At 36.1% G+C, this 18,403-nt stretch carries 19 protein-coding genes; 16 read left to right on the top strand and 3 right to left on the bottom strand.

Annotated features, from left to right (window positions below; translation table 11 throughout):
• The first annotated feature begins 50 nt into the window (after positions 1 to 50).
• Positions 51 to 425 carry a hypothetical protein gene (locus tag FEK29_RS08725; RefSeq protein WP_138258048.1) on the top strand — a complete coding sequence of 125 codons (375 nt, stop codon included), beginning with the start codon at positions 51 to 53 and terminating at the stop codon, positions 423 to 425.
• Positions 426 to 1,090: 665 nt separating this feature from the next.
• On the opposite strand, the gene FEK29_RS08720 is transcribed toward FEK29_RS08725, so the two are convergent.
• A complete protein-coding gene (locus tag FEK29_RS08720; protein WP_138258047.1) occupies positions 1,091 to 1,771 on the bottom strand; it encodes a hypothetical protein in 681 nt (226 codons plus the stop codon).
• A 380-nt stretch (positions 1,772 to 2,151) separates the two neighbouring features.
• On the opposite strand from FEK29_RS08720, the gene FEK29_RS18045 reads away from it, so the two are divergent.
• From FEK29_RS18045 to FEK29_RS08705, 4 genes are all read left to right on the top strand, one after another.
• Positions 2,152 to 2,307 (top strand): hypothetical protein, encoded by a 156-nt coding sequence (locus FEK29_RS18045; protein WP_162850211.1) that lies wholly within the window; start codon positions 2,152 to 2,154, stop codon positions 2,305 to 2,307.
• Positions 2,308 to 2,327: 20 nt separating this feature from the next.
• Positions 2,328 to 3,971, top strand: coding sequence for a tetratricopeptide repeat-containing sensor histidine kinase (locus tag FEK29_RS08715; RefSeq protein WP_138258046.1), 1,644 nt, complete (start codon positions 2,328 to 2,330; stop codon positions 3,969 to 3,971).
• Positions 3,972 to 3,978: 7 nt separating this feature from the next.
• Positions 3,979 to 4,644 carry a DNA-binding response regulator gene (locus FEK29_RS08710; RefSeq protein WP_138258045.1) on the top strand — a complete coding sequence of 222 codons (666 nt, stop codon included), beginning with the start codon at positions 3,979 to 3,981 and terminating at the stop codon, positions 4,642 to 4,644.
• A 173-nt stretch (positions 4,645 to 4,817) separates the two neighbouring features.
• Positions 4,818 to 5,543, top strand: a complete 726-nt coding sequence (locus FEK29_RS08705) for a hypothetical protein (protein WP_138258044.1) — start codon at positions 4,818 to 4,820, stop codon at positions 5,541 to 5,543.
• A gap of 246 nt (positions 5,544 to 5,789) precedes the next feature.
• Here the strand turns inward: FEK29_RS08705 and FEK29_RS08695 are convergent, their stop codons facing one another.
• Positions 5,790 to 6,602: an endonuclease/exonuclease/phosphatase family protein gene (locus FEK29_RS08695; protein ID WP_138258042.1), complete on the bottom strand. Its 813-nt coding sequence runs from the start codon at positions 6,600 to 6,602 to the stop codon at positions 5,790 to 5,792.
• Between the two features lie 195 nt (positions 6,603 to 6,797).
• On the opposite strand from FEK29_RS08695, the gene FEK29_RS08690 reads away from it, so the two are divergent.
• The 3 genes from FEK29_RS08690 to FEK29_RS08680 all read left to right on the top strand — a co-directional run bounded on the left by FEK29_RS08690 (position 6,798) and on the right by FEK29_RS08680 (position 9,841).
• Positions 6,798 to 7,493 (top strand): toll/interleukin-1 receptor domain-containing protein, encoded by a 696-nt coding sequence (locus FEK29_RS08690; protein ID WP_138258041.1) that lies wholly within the window; start codon positions 6,798 to 6,800, stop codon positions 7,491 to 7,493.
• A 551-nt stretch (positions 7,494 to 8,044) separates the two neighbouring features.
• Positions 8,045 to 8,863, top strand: a complete 819-nt coding sequence (locus tag FEK29_RS08685; protein ID WP_138258040.1) for a hypothetical protein — start codon at positions 8,045 to 8,047, stop codon at positions 8,861 to 8,863.
• Between the two features lie 18 nt (positions 8,864 to 8,881).
• Positions 8,882 to 9,841 carry a hypothetical protein gene (locus FEK29_RS08680; protein WP_138258039.1) on the top strand — a complete coding sequence of 320 codons (960 nt, stop codon included), beginning with the start codon at positions 8,882 to 8,884 and terminating at the stop codon, positions 9,839 to 9,841.
• A 52-nt stretch (positions 9,842 to 9,893) separates the two neighbouring features.
• On the opposite strand, the gene FEK29_RS17935 is transcribed toward FEK29_RS08680, so the two are convergent.
• A complete protein-coding gene (locus tag FEK29_RS17935; protein ID WP_161595336.1) occupies positions 9,894 to 10,067 on the bottom strand; it encodes a hypothetical protein in 174 nt (57 codons plus the stop codon).
• 374 nt (positions 10,068 to 10,441) lie between these two features.
• Between FEK29_RS17935 and FEK29_RS08675 the strand changes: the two genes are divergently transcribed.
• The 8 genes from FEK29_RS08675 to FEK29_RS08640 all read left to right on the top strand — a co-directional run bounded on the left by FEK29_RS08675 (position 10,442) and on the right by FEK29_RS08640 (position 18,401).
• A complete protein-coding gene (locus FEK29_RS08675) occupies positions 10,442 to 11,497 on the top strand; it encodes a type I restriction endonuclease (RefSeq protein ID WP_138258038.1) in 1,056 nt (351 codons plus the stop codon).
• Between the two features lie 338 nt (positions 11,498 to 11,835).
• A complete protein-coding gene (locus FEK29_RS08670) occupies positions 11,836 to 12,450 on the top strand; it encodes a hypothetical protein (protein ID WP_138258037.1) in 615 nt (204 codons plus the stop codon).
• 6 nt (positions 12,451 to 12,456) lie between these two features.
• Positions 12,457 to 13,674, top strand: coding sequence for a DUF4407 domain-containing protein (locus FEK29_RS08665; protein ID WP_240042702.1), 1,218 nt, complete (start codon positions 12,457 to 12,459; stop codon positions 13,672 to 13,674).
• Positions 13,675 to 14,646 carry a DUF4407 domain-containing protein gene (locus FEK29_RS08660; protein WP_138258036.1) on the top strand — a complete coding sequence of 324 codons (972 nt, stop codon included), beginning with the start codon at positions 13,675 to 13,677 and terminating at the stop codon, positions 14,644 to 14,646. It abuts the gene before it with no gap.
• Positions 14,636 to 16,294, top strand: a complete 1,659-nt coding sequence (locus tag FEK29_RS08655; protein ID WP_138258035.1) for a hypothetical protein — start codon at positions 14,636 to 14,638, stop codon at positions 16,292 to 16,294. Before FEK29_RS08660 ends, FEK29_RS08655 begins: the two co-directional genes overlap by 11 nt.
• A gap of 7 nt (positions 16,295 to 16,301) precedes the next feature.
• Positions 16,302 to 16,610 (top strand): DUF6804 family protein, encoded by a 309-nt coding sequence (locus FEK29_RS08650; RefSeq protein WP_138258034.1) that lies wholly within the window; start codon positions 16,302 to 16,304, stop codon positions 16,608 to 16,610.
• A complete protein-coding gene (locus FEK29_RS08645; protein ID WP_138258033.1) occupies positions 16,600 to 16,824 on the top strand; it encodes an HTH-like domain-containing protein in 225 nt (74 codons plus the stop codon). The genes FEK29_RS08650 and FEK29_RS08645 overlap by 11 nt, the downstream gene beginning before the upstream one ends.
• A gap of 92 nt (positions 16,825 to 16,916) precedes the next feature.
• Positions 16,917 to 18,401 carry a type I restriction-modification system subunit M gene (locus FEK29_RS08640; RefSeq protein WP_138258032.1) on the top strand — a complete coding sequence of 495 codons (1,485 nt, stop codon included), beginning with the start codon at positions 16,917 to 16,919 and terminating at the stop codon, positions 18,399 to 18,401.
• The last annotated feature ends 2 nt before the right edge of the window (positions 18,402 to 18,403 follow it).

The following is an 18,403-nucleotide window of genomic DNA, read 5'->3' as shown; positions in this document are numbered from 1 at the left end:
GTGTCGAATGGATAGGTTTCAACAATTCGGCCAGGGGTACCAAAAGGATTGTGAACAGCACCCCTTTGGAAGACTGCTATGACAAGAGAACTACCTTGGCATCGAGGGCCATTAAAGATCATCAGGAAGGTTTGGAACATTTTCTAATGGGTAAAAAAGAGTATTTTACCTCCGAGTTAATAGCGAACGTTCCCGTATTAACTGAAATAATAAAGTTCCAGGGAGGGCTTCAATCCCTTTTGGACCTAAATGAGGATTTTTCGTTTGAGGAAGACCGCTTTTTCAATGTGTCTACGAAAAAGGAAAAAGAGCCTTTGGATTCGGAAAATAAGAAACTGGGCAAAAAATCAAGGCAATCGCGTATGCCCACTGATGAGGAAGCGAAGAAATACCTAATAGACACCTTGTTCCGAAAAAAGAGTTGAAAAGCAACGGTTAACTGGCCTTGAATGTCAACTATTCATCACCTATTTGCAAATGTCTCATTATCTGTCAACAATTATCAGCATGAGATTATTGCAAATCGAATTGTAAAGACTAGGTATCCTATTTTAGTTAAACATAGCTACATACTCGTTAATTCATCTTATCTCACAACCGCATGCAACAACCATATAACGTTGCCAACAACTACGGTAATTCAACAAGAAAAACATATAGCAACGCCAAATCAACGTTTCAAAATCAGTCAATCAACGTCCTACATTTACATGTAACCGTGGTTTCATCTCCATTTGTTTACTTTATTCCCTTTGTATTTCCATTTTCAACGCAACGAGTTGTGTTGCCTAAAAACCATAAACGTTGGATGCAATTTAAGTCAATCTACTCGTAATAGATAATAACATCCAAAATCTGGATTGAAGGCCTATACGGTCACCCATTCACAAAATCCTTCATAGTTTGGATAAGAAACAAGGAAATAGGTAATTCTCAAAATACGCTAATTCTTGATTCAATACTTGCTACTTCAATACATCTTCATTTAAGGACGAGAAGGACAATGACCGTTGCCTTCTGAAAATATTTATTTCGATGTATTTAAATTAAAGTTACAAATAGCCGATGAATCTTTAGACTTTGAAATAGGCTAATTAACAAACGAGCTGGGATTATAGTTATGTTTAGGCACATATTTCTCAATGATATATGGTGTTACCGCCTTTAGCGTCTTTTTGTGAAGGGGATGAAGTCCTGGAGAAGTAAAAAATTCGACCGTATTATTATCCGACTTGTAATACCAATAGAGTGCCTCTCCCGTCTCTTCGTTAAAGAATGTGGTACTTGGTTTTACTTCTTCCTTTTTCATTCGTTCCATCCTAAACGTATCCAAGGGTTCCACCTCATTTTGTTGGGAAGACGAACAACCTACCTTCACATACTCCTTTCCCGTCCACGTCATACACCTCTGGTCAAAAATTTGGTAGTATATCAATGCTACCAATATCAATAGTAAGCTGACTCCAATCAATAATTTCCATGTCCTTCCCCCTCTTTTTAGTCCCTCTCCCATTTTCCTTTTCCCCAAATAATCGGAATAGGATATATACCCTAGATATCTACATAATTCGTCTACGGTATTTTCGGATTGTTTAGAGTTCTCCCCATTTTTTTCTATGTACTTCCCATACAATCGCTCTAATGTTTTATAACTAAGGTTACAGGAATCCGCTACATGATTGCATAGGGCGTTTTTTGAGTCATGGACAGAAGTCTCTTTGGCCTTTTCAAAGACCTTTTCGACAATTTCTTTAACCTTGGAATCCTTCATATCCCTAAAATTACATTAATAATTGGTCTTTCCATAATTTCAAATTCCTCTGGAAACGCCTGTTTTCATTGATGTCCAAAACAAGTCAAAAACTTGTCCAAGGTTTGTCTAAGCTTTTACCCCCTATCCTTCATTTCTTTGGTTCAGATTGATTGCTGCCATAGTTAGCTACCATGGCAACCTCGAGAATCAATCGCTCGGAAATCTAATATGCGGTCGGTCAAGACCCGATTGAGAAGTAGGTTCAACACTGCCGCATTTAGATTTCTACTTCTCAAAAACCGGGAGACGTCCCTTCATTTTCACAGCGGTCCAGGACCGCAGATTTAACTGGGTAATAACTCGGACAGGCCTTGGCATGTCCAAAAAATTAAAACAAAATGAAACGGATTTATATAACAATTTTTACGGTTATCCTCAATGGGATGTTATTTTCATGCGACCCTGAGGATATGGTCCAGGCGGAAATACAAGTAGAGGCCTGCTGCGGTGATGGTGAAGATGTTCCACCACCTCCCCCACCACCGGATAAGTAATTAATTTATACATTAGAGGAATGGAATTTAAAAAGATTTCATTCCTCTTCTTTATGATGGTGGCGATGAATTGTCTCATCGCCCAAAAAGAGATTGATAGTTCCTCATATTATTACAGAGCAATTTTAACCCCACAGACTTCCGAACACCTTCCCTTGGGGATTCAATATTATAAGAAGCGATTGGAACTGCACAAAAAGCAAAATGACACTACCCATACCATTAGTGATTTAAGATTGCTCGCCATAGGGGAATTTAAGATTGGCAATATTTATGACAGTGAAACGTACATTGTTGAGGCCTTACAACTTGTAAGGGCCAACTCCTTTGCTGATACATTGGTAAACGCAAAAATTGGATTGTATAATCAATTGGGCAGGATATACCGTTCCCAATTAAATATTGACGAAGCCATGAAAGCCTTCAATGAGGCCCTTGGAGTTGCACCCACTATTAGGGACAGTATTGTACCCCTCAATAACAAAGCCAATATTTTCAAAGACCTTGAAAAATATGATGATGCTGCTAAAATCTATGCCTTTTTGGCGGAAAAAAGCCGCATTTTGAACGATAGTCTTCAATGGGCCTTGGCCCTTGACAATCTTGGAGCGGTTCAATCCCAGCTAAAGGATGACGGAGCCTTGGATAACCTGATCAAGGCAAAGGAAATACGGCAAAACAAAAACTATTTGACCGGCCTTTATTCCAGTTTCAAAAACCTTTCTTATTATTTTAAGGATGCGGGTAATGATATAACCTCCAAGAGTTATGCCGACAGTGCCTACTTCGTTGCCCAAAATATAAACAGCACCACCTATACATTGGATGCCCTTTCCCTCTACCTGCAACAAAGTACAGACCCAAAAATAGCTGCATATAAAAAGTTGAAGGATAGTATGGAAATCGCTAAAACCATCACCGAAAACAAAAACGCCTATGCCAAATACAATTTGGCCGAAGAACAAAAAAAGACCGAAGCCTCCAACCTTTTAAGGGAAATTGAAAGAAGAAAACGGATACAGTACCAGGCTTTGGTATCGATCGCCACGGTGTTACTGTTTGCTTCCTTCTTCGTTTACAGATATCGATATAAAAAAATGAAGGTGGAGGAAGTATACAAAACGGAATCCAGAATTTCCAAAAAGGTCCATGACGAAGTAGCCAATGATATGTACAAGGTTATTGCCAGTTTGGAACTGGATGGGGAAAATAAAGAAGCTACCTTGGACAAACTGGAAAAAATCTACCTAAAAACCAGGAATATTTCGAAGGAAACGGGCGACATCGATGTTGATTCCAACTTTGGTATGGACCTAAATGATATGCTCCTTGGATATAAAAATCAAAAGGTAAGTCTGGTGACCGTTAATCTGAACAAGATACACTGGGAAAAGTATTCCAGCCTAAAAAAGGTAGGAATATATAGGGTGCTGCAGGAACTCATGACCAACATGAGGAAACATAGCAAGGCTACCTCGGTTGCAATTTCCTTTGAAGGTAAAAAGAAGAAACTACAAATAAAATATAGCGATAATGGCATTGGATGTACGCTTAAAAAGACCAGCGGACTTCAAAATGCGGAAAACCGTATTCATTCATTGGACGGAAAGATTAGTTTTGAAACCAGCCCTGGCAATGGCTTTAAGGCTACCATTTTAGTTTAGCGGAGGTATGTTCAAAAAAGTTTTGATAGCGGAAGATATGGAGGACATCAATAAAGGTGTCTTTGCCATGCTCAACGAACTTGGAATCCAAGAAGTACAACAAGTGCAATATTGCGACGATGCGTACGTGCGCATTCAAAAGGCCCGCTTGGACAAAAAACCTTTTGACCTTTTGATTACCGATCTTTCGTTCAAGGAAGACTATCGTACCCAAAAATATCCCAACGGTCCCGATCTCATTGAAAGGATACGACAAGATGACCGCGACATGAAAATTATTGTGTACAGCATCGAGGATAAAATACAGGTTGTAAAGAAACTTTTCAACAGCTACAAAATCAACGGATATGTTTGCAAGACCCGTAGGGGATTGAAAAACCTCTCTAGTGCCATAACGGATATCATAAAAGGAAAAAAATATGTCTCACCAGAGGTTGATAATGCGCTTTCAACACATTCCGATCTGGATATCACTGATTATGACATTGCCCTTCTGAGCCATCTGTCCAAGGGCATGTCGCAAGAAGAAATAAGCGATTATTACAAAAAGAATAATATTTCCCCCGCAAGCCTAAGTTCCATTGAAAAACGATTGAACAAACTTAGGGTCGACTTCAATGCCAACAATGCCATTCAACTTATTGCCATTGTAAAGGATTTGGGCCTTATTTAGTTTCAAAACTTTAAATTTTTGATGCCTTACGGGATTCCGTAAGGCTGTTTTTATTTATCTCTCTAGGTTTACGCCCAATATATTTTACACTAACCCATGGCCTGCTTGCCAATGAAGTATTCGGGGGAAACGCTGACTTGGTAGGTAAGGCCTTTTTTAAAACCATACCCAATATGAAAAAATTGACCTTTTTTTTACTTTCAATTCTACTTCTTTCCAACTTAAATATGAAGGCTCAGGACAATGGTGCGGCCATTGCAGGGGCCGTGGCTGGCATTGCGGCCATAGGGGCCGGAATTGCCGCAGTGGAACAAATGAAAGAACAAGCCGAACTATCGGCAACGGAATGGTTTTTGACCCACCATCCGGAGTTCAATCAATTCTCCCTTAAGACTTTGGACTTTGATGGAAAGAAGTTAAAGGACATGTCCACCACCTCCGTAATTACCTTTAAAATACAAGAGTTCGATATCTATAATGATGAACCGCTGCTCGGTGAAAAATCGGTGTTGTTTGGTTTTACCAGTTATGGATGGATCAACGAGTATGGCATTGATTTCAATAAAGTCCAGTGGTTTCTGATTAACAACGAGGAATGGATGAATATGATGACTGCCTATTCAAAAGTAGCCTCGGGAGTAGAGAATGAATCTATTATTCGTGACGCGCTGACCAACGGCAAAGTATTAAATAGAGGAATTAAGGGCAAAAAAGGCCAAGATGTGGATTTTTATAAAATAGACGGGGACATGTATTTGGTTACCGACTATTCAGACGATATGAAATTCATCTATAATGAAAGAAGTTTAGGAATCTATCTTAAAAAGACGACGGACCTTGTACAGATCAAACGTAATAGTATCATTGAAATCCATGAATTTTTCTTTGATGAAAATTGACCACAGCCTTTATAAATAAAGTAATAACCAAGTGTTGAAACATGCATTTAGTTTTTTTCTATTGATTTACTTAGTGACCAATCAGTCAGATACCGAAAATGATGTGTTTATTTGTAAAACATCATCTAGTACTAAATACCATTATGCATCCAATTGTCGAGGACTTTCTAGATGCTCGTCAAAAATTTATAAGATTACTTTAGCCGAAGCCAAGCGGATGAACAGAACCTTGTGTCGCTTGGAGGATTAGTCAACTAAACGAAAGCTTAGATGGACAGGTACATGGTCTGATAATTTCCTGGAGTCCTCCAGATTCTCACACACTTTTACAAAATCGATGACGCTACCCTTTTCTTTTCGTACCCCTCTATAAAAAATATTGTCTATGGGGTAGTTCAAATAGTTGTGCCCGTCGCAGGCATGCTTTAAGGTAGTGGGCTGATTGGAAATGGCCGCTTTAAAACCAAGGCCTTTAATTTCATCAAAGACAGCTTCCTTTTCATCCACATTAAAATCCCCGGCCAAAATAATGGGGTGATAGGAATCGTTCTTCGCCAAATACGCTGAAATAGCCGCAATTTCCGCTTCCGGGTTTTTGTCGTGCGAACGGGAATGAAAATTTAGGACGGTCACTTTTTCTCCATCAACATAGAAGTCCAAATAAAAAGGCTCCCTATCCACAAGATGGACCAAATCCTTGATCAGCGCCCCTCTATTCTTGATTTTTATATGCCTGGTTTTCCAAATAAAGGCATATCGCTCGGTCACGTACTTGGAGCTGTTGGTGGGATCACTGATCACGTAGTCCCATTGAGCCCCCTTTCGGTTTAAAATGTCCGCTAATTTGGCCACGGCCTGGGCACCCCCATACCCGGCCACTACCTCTTGAATGGCCAGGATATCCGCATCACGGACAATCTCGGCAATCTGTTCCAATTCTGCACTATTCTTGGATTTTCCAAAGTCCCGAATATTCCAGGAAACCAGGCGTATGGATTCCTGGGAATGGATGCCAAAATGGACCAGCACTAGGAAAATCAAGGAAAAGAACCGCTTCATATGTTTTAAAATTTCAATCGAAAATAACCAAAATTCATTTTGGTGTTTACGGGTATCCGTAATCTAGGGACATTACTTCTGTTTAAATTGCTTCGGTAAGTAAAATTAATTATAACCTAAAAAATAGAAGCGGGAAGATGAGTATTGAAGAATTAGATAAATCCCTTTCGTAAATCAATAAAAAATAAAAGCACGATGGCAAGATGTACAGCACCAAACCGGGGACATAGAACAGCTAGCGGAAGGGCGAATTGTCCTGCCTGCGGAGGACGTGGAGGGTATAGCCCATATTCACCAACTTACTCATCGTATAGAGGTAATTATGGAGGTGGAAGCTATAGTGGTAGAAGCACAAGAAATAAAAAAGCAAGTTGGTCAAGTCCTACATCAAGTGTCTATTATACTTCGGCGGAAATTCGAACTTTAACACCGGTTCGTGAAAATGTTGAAAAACGTGCTATTATTCCTGACCTTCGAGATATTTTTCTTTGTCACGCTTGGGATGACCGGAAAGAGTCAGCAAACGAATTACACGACTTACTAGAAGAAAATGGCGTATCAGTGTGGTTTAGTGAAAAGGACGTACTATTGGGTTCTTCTTTACTACGAGAAATCGATAAAGGCCTCGCTAATTCCAGAGTTGGTATTGTCTTAGTAACACCAAATTTCATTAACCGAGTAAGAAATGAAGGAATTGCCGATAAGGAACTTTCTGCACTTTTAGCCCGTGATTTACTCGTTCCTATAGTTCATAATACAACATTTGAAAAGCTACGGGAAGTGAGCCCTTTACTAGGTTCAAGAAGCGGACTTGACACTAACGAAGAACCAATGAAAAATGTGGCGTTGAAATTAGCTGAGTTAGTGAAAGTAGAAGAAGAATTTGCTTAACCAAACAAAAAAAATTTACACAATATAATTATAGGTAATAGAATGAACACTGCTAAAATAAACAACTAAGCACGTCCGAAATTGTTGTAAAACTATTGAACCAATATTGGAAAAAACAGAAAAAATGGAAATCGGAAATAACTCGTTTGAGATAAGTACGAGTGAAAAAGATGCTATAATCATTCAAAGACATTTTGCAAAGCATACTGCTATGGATTTGGAGATTCAAAAATTACCAATACCCAAGAAACCAATTTGGTCGAACCTTATAGTAAGATTTCTACGCGTTTATCAACAAAATTTCTCGGAAATAGGTTCGCCTTCAATAACATATTTAGCAGTTTATGCAAAAAAATAAAAGCCTTTACCTTCCTAGTTATAATTGATAACTACTTTATTTCTAAATTTATTTTTGTTAACAATTATCACGGCTTAATTTCTCCGGGAAAATTTACCTTGGAGAGGTCCATAAAAAAACAAAGCTCAAACTAATAGCCTAAAACTGATAATTGAAATTATAAGTAACTATTGTTTAATTCAAAATCATAAACGTGAGAGCAAAAAAAATAATCAACCAATTAAGCTTTACCTTATTTTTAAGTGTTTTATCCATTAATTACTCCTCGGCCCAAAGTCTGAAGGAAATTAAGGCAATCAAACTAAAACTTCAGAAAGAAAATTTGAGAATGTTTTTTTTGGGGGCAATTAATTTCTGTTCCGATACTGATTACGGTCAATTTCTAGATAACCCTCGTTCTATTGAAGAATATAAGAATGGGGGGAATTGTTGTTCTGCTTCCGTTCCAAGCCCATATATCAATTTATCAGAGTATTATATTTATGCTATGGAGGGTGACCGAAGTATTTTTGATAATCAGAATAATCCCTTCAAATTAAGGGAGGTGAGAAAAAATTGGGAATCAAGAGTGACAATGACTAATGATGAATCAAAAAAAGTTGATCCTACCGAGTTAAAGTTCAAAGATTACAGAGGTGCAAACATAAGTACGTACGATATGAAATCAGAACAAATCAAGTTTGGCGTTGGGCATTATGTTTTGGTCAGTTTTGCGGGTATTCAAGGGGATTGGCATGGCACAATAAATTTTAGATATAAAGGTGAGAAACATCCTATAATCCAGGGTTTTGATATGTCAATAGAGGAAGCGGAAAAGTTGTTTAAATATTTTGAAGAAAATGACAGCAATCCTGGGCCCTTTTCAACAAAGAATTTAAATACTATTATAACATACTCATTCGAAAGACCAGATTATGATGATAGATTGAGTATGCTTGAAGTGAAGGTAAAAAAAGTAGAATATTTTTATCCTGATGGGTGGGATAAAAAAATTGGAGAAGTAATACTTTAATTCTTAAAAGCAAACAGAATGAAATCCGTCAAATTTAGTTGCAAATTTTTAGTTATGGTTTTCACAACATTGCCGTTGGCGATGTGTACAACTGATGACACTCTTACCAGTCAAGAAGAATCGGCAAAATTAGTTGAGCTTGAAAGTGTTCGTTCAATGTCTCCACACAATGCCTGTAATGGATTCACTCTAAACAAAGTAATAAACGATACATGGATTGAGGAAAACTATCCCAATGTAAACCTAACTTTGGGGTCTGCAGGTAGTAATTCCCGTATCTTGGGAGAATTTGGGGCCAGTGATGCCGATTCCGAATTGGAGTTTAGAATGGTTATAGCCCGAAAAAAAACAATTGACAAAAACAAAGAATCTTTCTCCAATGTAATTTACAGAAGCGATGGAAGATACAATGTATTGGACGCTGTAATGACCCAAACCGATTACTATTTTAACAAAAAAGGAGGAGGAACCCTTTTTATTACGCAAGACAAAAAGTATAAAACGGAGCGTTATACTTTTGGAGATAGATATGTAGAAGGTTTTGCTTTTTCCTCTGCTGCCCAATTTGCTTCAGATGGCAACAACCCTAAAGGTATAATTGACAAGGATGAAAGATCTATTTATTTTACTGAGGATGATGTTTTTTCGGCTGATGAAACCCAAACTATACCAGTTTATTTATTTGTAGACTATAGAATGCTTATTCAGTTACGTTTTCTTATTAGAAATGGTGCGCGTGATGTAAGTTTTATTGGATTGGATGCTGATGGAACAGAAATACCAATTAATCTAACAAGTGATTCCGATCTGATTGCTCTATCTGAAGAATTTGAGTCCAAAAATATTGAATCACTCATTTTTAGGGCAAAAGCGGACTATCGAATAGATTATTTTAGAGGAATCATATTCTCCAATGAATCTGATGACAGTGAAATTCACTATATCGAATATAAATATGGTGAACCAATTTATAATTAGAAAATAACAGACTACTCCGTTTTTTTTTGAGTTTTAGTTTTGGAAATTGATTTTATATGGTAACAAAAAGCCATTGTATAACAGTTTCTGCCATCAATTCCAATTCCGCACTATTCTTAGACTTTCCAAAATCCCGGATATTCCAAGAAACCAAATTAATGGATTCTTGGGAATGGATTCCAAAATGGACCAGCACTAGGAAAATCAAGGAAAAGAGCCGCTTCATGGATTTTAAAATTTCAATCGAAAATAACCAAAATTCATTTTGGTGGTTACGGGTACCCGTAATCTTAGGACATTACTTCTGTTTAAATTGCTTCGGTATCTAAAAACTAGCGTTAACCTTAATCAATGTCAAGAGAAATAGGAAATGAAGAATTATATGAATTCCTAACAATCCAATTGAAAGTGCGTGAGTTTTTGGTATTTGATGACAAGTACAGGTTAAACCCTTTTTGATACTATAGCTTATATGAAAATACTATTCATCTCAAAACTTACTTCATACTTTGCCCCTTTAATAATAGTATCTAAAGTAATACAAAGTCTATAGAAACAAGTTGCAAATAATATTATCGAAACAGCATATAGAAGAGAAATATGGAATTACACAGCCAACTAAAAGGAATTGCAGAGAAAGTCGATCAACTAAAAGACAAAATCGATACTGAAGAATCGACAAAACACGCTTTCACGCTTCCTTTCATTAATATTTTAGGTTACGACACATTTAATCCTACAGAAGTTGTACCGGAATTTACAGCCGACTTAGGACTAAAGAAAGGAGAAAAAGTGGATTATGCAATATTTCAAAATGGAAATCCGATTTTAATTGTTGAGTGCAAACATTGGAAGCAAAATTTAAATGTTCATAACTCTCAACTTTTTAGGTATTTCCATGTGACAAAAACTCGCTTCGCACTTTTAACCAACGGAATACAATACAGATTTTATACAGATTTGGAAGAAACCAACAAAATGGATGAAAAACCATTTTTGGAATTTGATATTACGAAACTAAAGGAAAACACCGTCAAGGAAATTGAAAAATTCCATAAATCAAAATTTGACATTTCTTCAATAGTTGACAATGCAAGTAATTTAAAATACACTCGTGAAATAAAATCCCTAATTGATCAGGAGATTACGGATCCCTCTCAAGACTTTGTAAGGCTATTTGCAAACAGCGCTTATAATGGGCGACTCACTACAAAAGTGATGGACGAATTTACTGAAATTGTAAACAAAGCCTTTACCCAGATAATTAGTGAAAGAGTAAACGACAGACTGAATTCTGCATTAAACAAAGAACAGGAAAAACAACAAGCGGAAGAGCAAATTGAGGAACAAGCAAAAAGTAAAGTTGAAACCACGGAAGAGGAAATAGAAGGATATCAAATTGTGGTTGCCATTCTGCGAAGAAAAATTGGAAAAGAGAGGATTGTACACAGAGACACGCAATCCTATTTCGGAATTTTATTAGATGATAACAACAGAAAGCCCATTTGCCGACTTCATTTAAACGGAGGAGCTAAATACATAAGCCTATTTGACCAAGACAAAAATGAAACACGAGAGAAAATTGAATCAATAGATGATATTTATCGCTTTGAAAAACAACTTTTGAACACCATAGAATTTTACGATAAAGAATAATAACTGGCTCGTAACTTGGCTATAAGCATTTGGTAGCTACCGCCTACTTTGCTGTAATCTTGCAAGGTAAATTGCTCTACCACGCCATCTTTCGAATCACTTCCTTAGATGTTCCAAAAACTATGTTTAAGTACTCCTAGGATTGGATTTTAAATAAAAGTAACTATAGGGAATTTAAAGAAAAAGGCTGTATAATAAGCCCTGTATTTTTCGCCGAAAATCACCAATATTCATACTGGTGTTTACGGGTACCCGTAATAATGAAATCATTAGTTCTCCTAATTTTCCTTTGAGTTTATAAGAAGGATAATTTGTTGCGGTTTATTAAATAATATTAGATGATCGAAAAATATACCTCACGACGCAATCTAAAATTGGTTTTTAATTTAATCCTTAATTCATTTAAAATCCTATTGAGGTATTTTAAGCTTTATTTCCATGGTGAGAAACTGATTTGTAATTCATTTAATGTTGATTCTAATTATTCTATTGCAGGGACTATAAATCAGTTGAGATGGGACGTTGAAAATGCAATTTTTATAACCATATGTGAATCATCTAAAATCTATTTTAACTCCGATCAATTACTATTTCTAGTAAATAAAGAAAAAACAAAATTCCAGTTAAAAGCTTATGGCACGAACAGGAGGACAACCCTTTTTACTTGTATAAAGGTTAAATCTCTAGCTAAAAAAAACATTTTAAAAATTAATCTAAAATCCAAAAACCCTTTTATAAAGAGAAAAGAAGACCAACTCCTTAAGAATATAACCCCTTTTGGCATATCTCTAAAGTATCCCAAAGAGCCTATCAGCTGTAAAAGGCAGAGTATACATTTAAACTCAACAGACTATATATCTGACATTTTTCAAAATATCGCGCAAACGACTTCTAAAAAAGAATTAGAAAATATAGGGTTGATATTGAATCCCAATACAAACCAAGCCAACTAGTTAATTATGAAAAGAGAATTTTACACAAGTCCCAAACCTGGAATTATAATGCGCATGTTATGGAAAGCCGCAGGTGCAGATGGGTATATTTTGAAAAAGAGTACTTATTCAGATCAAGTAAAATACGCTTGTCTAGGAGGTATTGTTGTTGCCACGGGCTTCATGGCAGCTTTAGCTGGAGGTTACGCTATATACACCATATTTGAACCCAAAGGATCTGCTTTGGATGGTGGAACCCATACCCAAACAGCAATCATGGCAAGTATTTTTGGAATCATATGGGGACTCATCATTTTTAATATTGACAGATTCATTGTAGCTGCAACTGGAAAAGGCGATGGAACCGAAGCCATTACATGGGGTGAATTTGTGAATTCAGTACCAAGAATAATTATGGGACTTGTAATTGCAATTACAATTTCCAAACCAATGGAAATAAGGATGTTTAAATCTGAAATTGATGCAGAACTTCATCAAGAACAACTTAAAAAACGAAAAGAATATGAAATAGCTACAAAAGCAAATTATGATTCGCGATTCGAATCTATAAATGAAGAAATCAACAAAATCGATACAGATAGAAATGATTTGATAGAAAGAATCAAAAAGGCGGAACAAGAATATACTATGCAATTGCAAGGAAAATATGGAACAGCAGGAAATGGACCTCTCTCAAAAGCACTGAAGGAACAATTAGACAACTTAGAAATTAAGCTTAATCAATATGATAGCAAGCATCAATCTGAGTTAGAAAGGTTAAATAATGAAAAATTAAAACTGAATGAGGAGCTTGATAAAGAGCTAGCTAAAAATGAAAAAGTTGCCAGTGGGTTGGATGGGTTATTGGAGAGAATAAAATTAGCACATGAAATAGCTGGTACGTGGATTACCTTTTTTATAACACTACTTTTCGTTGTTATAGAGCTTACCCCTATTTTCTTCAAAATGATGCTCATTAAAAGCCCATATGATTTCATGGGTGATAACATACAGGAATTGTTAAAAGCTGAAAATGGGATTCAAATAAAATATGATTATTACAAAGACAAAGAAGGCCATGAAAGAGATTTAATTATTAGTCATTTAGCGGAAAAGAAAATCGATGAGAAAATTGCTTTAATGAAAGCCCAAACCGAATTGAGCAATTATATTATAGAGCGTTGGAAAGAGAAAGAAAAAATGAACATTGATAAAAATATAGAAAACTACATTTCTGAATATTAAGTGCCAACTAAGAGAACATACTATCATTTCTGGAAGTTAGCAGGTGAAGATCGTTTTCTACTTGTAAACTCAAATTCAAAATATCAACTACGCTTCGCTTTTAGTGGTATTTTGATAATTCTACTTTTCATAATTGCGTTGATTTCCTATCAACATGTTTTTGCCCAGATATTCAATATCCCAAACTTATCCTGGATTTTAGGCATACTATTCAGTTTGATAATTTTCAACATATACCGTCTTAACTTAATCACAATTTCCGGCAATTCTAATAAAGTGGGAACTGGTTATTCAATTTCAATTTTATTTAGAATTTTTATTGTTCTCCTTCTTGCCTTAACGGTCATCAAACCATTGGAAACGGTAATGCTTAAAAGGACATTAAATAGAGAAATAGCTTCACTAAAAGTAAAGGAAATTAAAAAGGCTAAGGGAAAAATTATGACTCTTTTTGATGCTCAAATTTCTTCGAACCAAGAGAATCTAGACAAGATTAAGGAACAATTTACTAGTGGCAGAATTCAGAATGGTTTAGCTAAAATTCAACTTTTAGAAGCTAAAATTCAAAAATTGATTGATGATAAAAATAGTGAGTTAGAAATCACTGAAAAAAAAATAGATCAATCACCCCATCTTGTTAAAGGGATCATTCTTTTAAACAGTAAATATCCATGGGTTTGGTTAATAACCTTCTTCTTTCTTATTGTATTTTTTCTACCTATAATTATTAAACAATCTGTTCCTAGTTCATGTGAATATGTAAGGCTTAGAGAAGAAGTTAACCATAAAATCATAGTGGAAGAATATACGGCAACCAAGGAAATTTATTCTATGCTATTCCAAAAAAAAATTGGAAAAGAAATTGAATTGGAAGAAAGATATGAAGACCCACCTTTTAACCTTTTAGTAAAATCAACAAATCTCAAAACTGGAAGTGAGGCGGATTATTTGAAGTATTTAAATGGGTTATAAAACACTAACATTTCCGCGCAGTGTAGATCAGAGAACCTATGTGCAGGGTGTCTTTATAGGCAAATACTATGGTGTACAAAACTTTGAGGTACCATTATCTAAATCCGAATTGTACAATATACATATTTATGAAGGCGAAATTGACAACTTTAAAAATGATAGAGAGCACCCAGAAATTATCAATGAAACAGTTTATGATGCTATTATTTCTGAAACTCAACTAACTCAAAAAAGTTTTGAAAATGTTATTGTAAAGCTGAATGACCCCATAGGGAATTTTGACAGTGTTCAATTAGCCATTAGAGGTCCCAAGTTAGAAGCAGTACAGATATTTGATGTTGTAAAGGATGGTAACAAAACCTTTGGAACTATCACATGTTTAGTCAGCGGTTATATTTCAGAAACCCAAACCAAATATGATGAAATGCAAGTGGAAACTTGCAACAATTGTAATCAGATAAAGGAAGAATGTCATTGCAAAGAATTCACTCCCATAAGATATGAAGATGAAGATGAAGAAATTGATCCACCCCCAATAAATCAAGACCCTAATAAAGATTCTATATGGAATAGTATATATAAAACTTTTAACAAGGAAAACAGGTCAAAACTTTGGTACGAACTTCAAACTTCTGGGCTTGGTTGTCTAGGGGCACTAGCAATACTTTTAGGTCTATTTTTCTTATTCTCGATTGGATTACCTGGTATACTAATTGGAATCCTCTTTGTTTTACTATACGTTACAGGTGCCCTTGCCGGTCTCTTCTCACCATTACCTTATCCTTGGAGGCAAATAATTTATGCTGTTCTGGGAATATTGATTTTAGGTTTATTGCTGAGAATATTTAAAGAACCCTGGAACAATTATCAGTTGAACAGTAAACCTCTAAAAACTTCTAGTTCGGGAAGAGACCATCCTAAAATATTGAATGCAGATCCAATAAACCAAACCAACAGATCAGAAAATGAACGAATTTCGAACACTGATATAGATGATACAAATTTTCCTGTTAACCTTGACACTTTGGGTAAGGAAATAGAATATGGGAATGAGAATTCAGTAGATTCTTCAGAAGGTCAACTAAAACAAACAATTACTCTTTACAATGAAAATGGTGAAATCCTCGCAAGTAAAAGAGGGCCCACAGTTAATAATGTTGCAAACCTGCACACGGATACGATGTTCAATAATGCTATTACTAATTCAAAGGCTCATACTATGGAAGTGAGCCCGACCTCAATCTCTAATTCGGATAGTAAATCTGAAACTTTAACTGAACTACCAATATCAAATGTAAATGATGATGAAAGCACAAAACAAGCGAATTTATCAACTGAAAAGTATCAGGCAAATAAAAGTGAACCTACAACGGAACAATTAAATAGCACGAATACGACCCTTGATACTATTAATTCACAAACGACAATTACAAGAGAAAAGTTGATTAAAATACCACAAGTTATGTCGAGTATTGAATTCTACGAAGGTGATATATTCGTTTGTAAGGAAGATGATGGCAAAAATTATCATTTAAGTCAAAAGTGTATAGCGCTTGAGAACTGCACTAGCACTATATATATGATGAATATACCTGTCGCAGAAAGAGAAGGACGCAGTTTGTGTGAATTGGAGAAATCTGATAATTAAGATTCATATGGAAAAAGTTCTAAAAATAATTCTAGCCCTCCTCTTTTTACTTTGCTTGTTTCCCTTACCCTATGGCTATTACGAAATTGTACGGTTTTTAGCCCTTATTGGCTTTGTATATTTAGCTTACCAAACCTATCAAAAGGGTAATGAAAAAGCTGCATTTATCTATGTGGCCTTGGCCATCTTGTTTCAACCATTGTTCAAAATAGCATTAGGCAGAACTATTTGGAATATCGTAGATGTGATTGTTGGCATAGGATTACTCATTTCAATATTTAGGAACGAACAAAAAATCAATAATAATGGAGATTAAAGAACTAGGTCAAAAATTAAATAAGATGTATTCAGAAGCCCCAAAAGGTGAAATGGTGGCTATGATACATTTATTCGGGGTAAAATATGCCAACGAAATTAAAAAGGGTAAATTTTCAAAATATGAAATAGCCAAAGCTGCGAATATTCCTGTATCCTACGCTGTAGAAATAAATAAGGGTGTAAAACTATCACGTTATGTGAAGGCAATCTAATAATCAAATTGGTTCTTTGTCTTAACAAGTAAGTTTATGCTTTCATTTGGGGAATCGGTATATTTACGCAACTACATTACCAATAAAAATCAATGACCAAAAATAAACTCACCTTATCTCAACTAGAGCAATATCTCTCCAAAGCTGCTTGGATTTTAAAAGGTCCAGTTGACGCATCAGATTTTAAAGTGTATATTTTTCCGTTGCTCTTTTTCAAACGAATTTCTGATGTTTATGATGAAGAATATAAAATAGCTTTCGAAGAATCGGAAGGAGATGAAGACTATGCCAATCTTCCTGAATTTCACAGGTTTATAATTCCTGAACAATGCCATTGGAATGATGTACGGGAGACGACCACCAATGTCGGCCTTGCTATAGAAAAGGCCCTACGAGGTATAGAACAGGCCAACCAAGAATATTTATATGGAATATTTGGTGATGCCCAATGGAGCAACAAGAACAAGCTGTCCGACCGTTTATTGATCGACCTTGTGGAGCACTTCTCTCAATATGATTTATGCAACAGTAATGTGGACGCCGATTTATTGGGCAACTCCTATGAATATTTAATCAAGCATTTTGCCGACCTAACCAATAAAAAAGCCGGGGAATTTTATACGCCTCGTTCCGTAGTGCATTTATTAGGTTTAATTCTGGACCCACACGAAGGGGAGACCATTTATGATCCCGCCTGTGGTACCGGGGGTATGCTATTGGAATGTGTAGACCATTTAAGAGATAACCAAGAGGACTACCGTACCCTTAAATTGTACGGCCAAGAAAAGAACTTAACATCAAGCTCCATTGCCAGAATGAACATGTTCCTGCATGGTATTGAGGATTTTTATATAGTACGTGGGGATACCTTACGCAATCCGGCATTTTTTGAGGCAGATGGCCTAAAAACTTTTGATTGTGTTATTGCCAACCCACCATTCTCATTAAAAGAATGGGGTGCCGAAAATTGGGCCAACGACCCCTATGGTAGAAATATCGCGGGAGTGCCTCCAAAAGGAAATGGAGACATGGCATGGGTACAGCACATGATCAAATCCATGAACAGTACAGGCCGTATGACCGTCGTATTACCCCATGGCGCCTTGTTTAGAAAAGGGGCCGAAGGTACAATTAGAAAGGCCCTGTTGGAGCGAGATCTGTTAGAGGCCGTTATTGGCCTGGGACCCAATATTTTTTATGGCACCCAGCTTGCCGCTTGTGTCATGGTATTTAAGCAGAACAAACATGCGGACAAGAAGGATAAAGTATTATTTATCGATGCCTCTGAGCAAGTTCGTGTGGGAAGGGCACAGAACTATTTAGAACCCCAACATATCACACAAATATTTAAATGGTATACTGGTTTTACGGACGTCGAAAACTTTGTTAAAGTTGCTTCCATTGAAGATTTAAAAGAGAACGATTACAATCTGAACATTCCTCTTTATGTAGAAAAAATCATTGAGGATGATTTACCTTCTGTGGAAGAAGCTTTGGCCAATTTAAAACAAGCTTGGAATCAAAGCTTAGAGGCGGAGGATAAGTTTAGACATATTTTGAAAAACTTTATGGATTAGGG

The sequence above is a fragment of the Maribacter aurantiacus genome (genome assembly GCF_005780245.1).
GTDB classification, from domain to species: domain Bacteria; phylum Bacteroidota; class Bacteroidia; order Flavobacteriales; family Flavobacteriaceae; genus Maribacter; species Maribacter flavus.
This window is presented reverse-complemented; position numbering and strand designations above follow the sequence as displayed.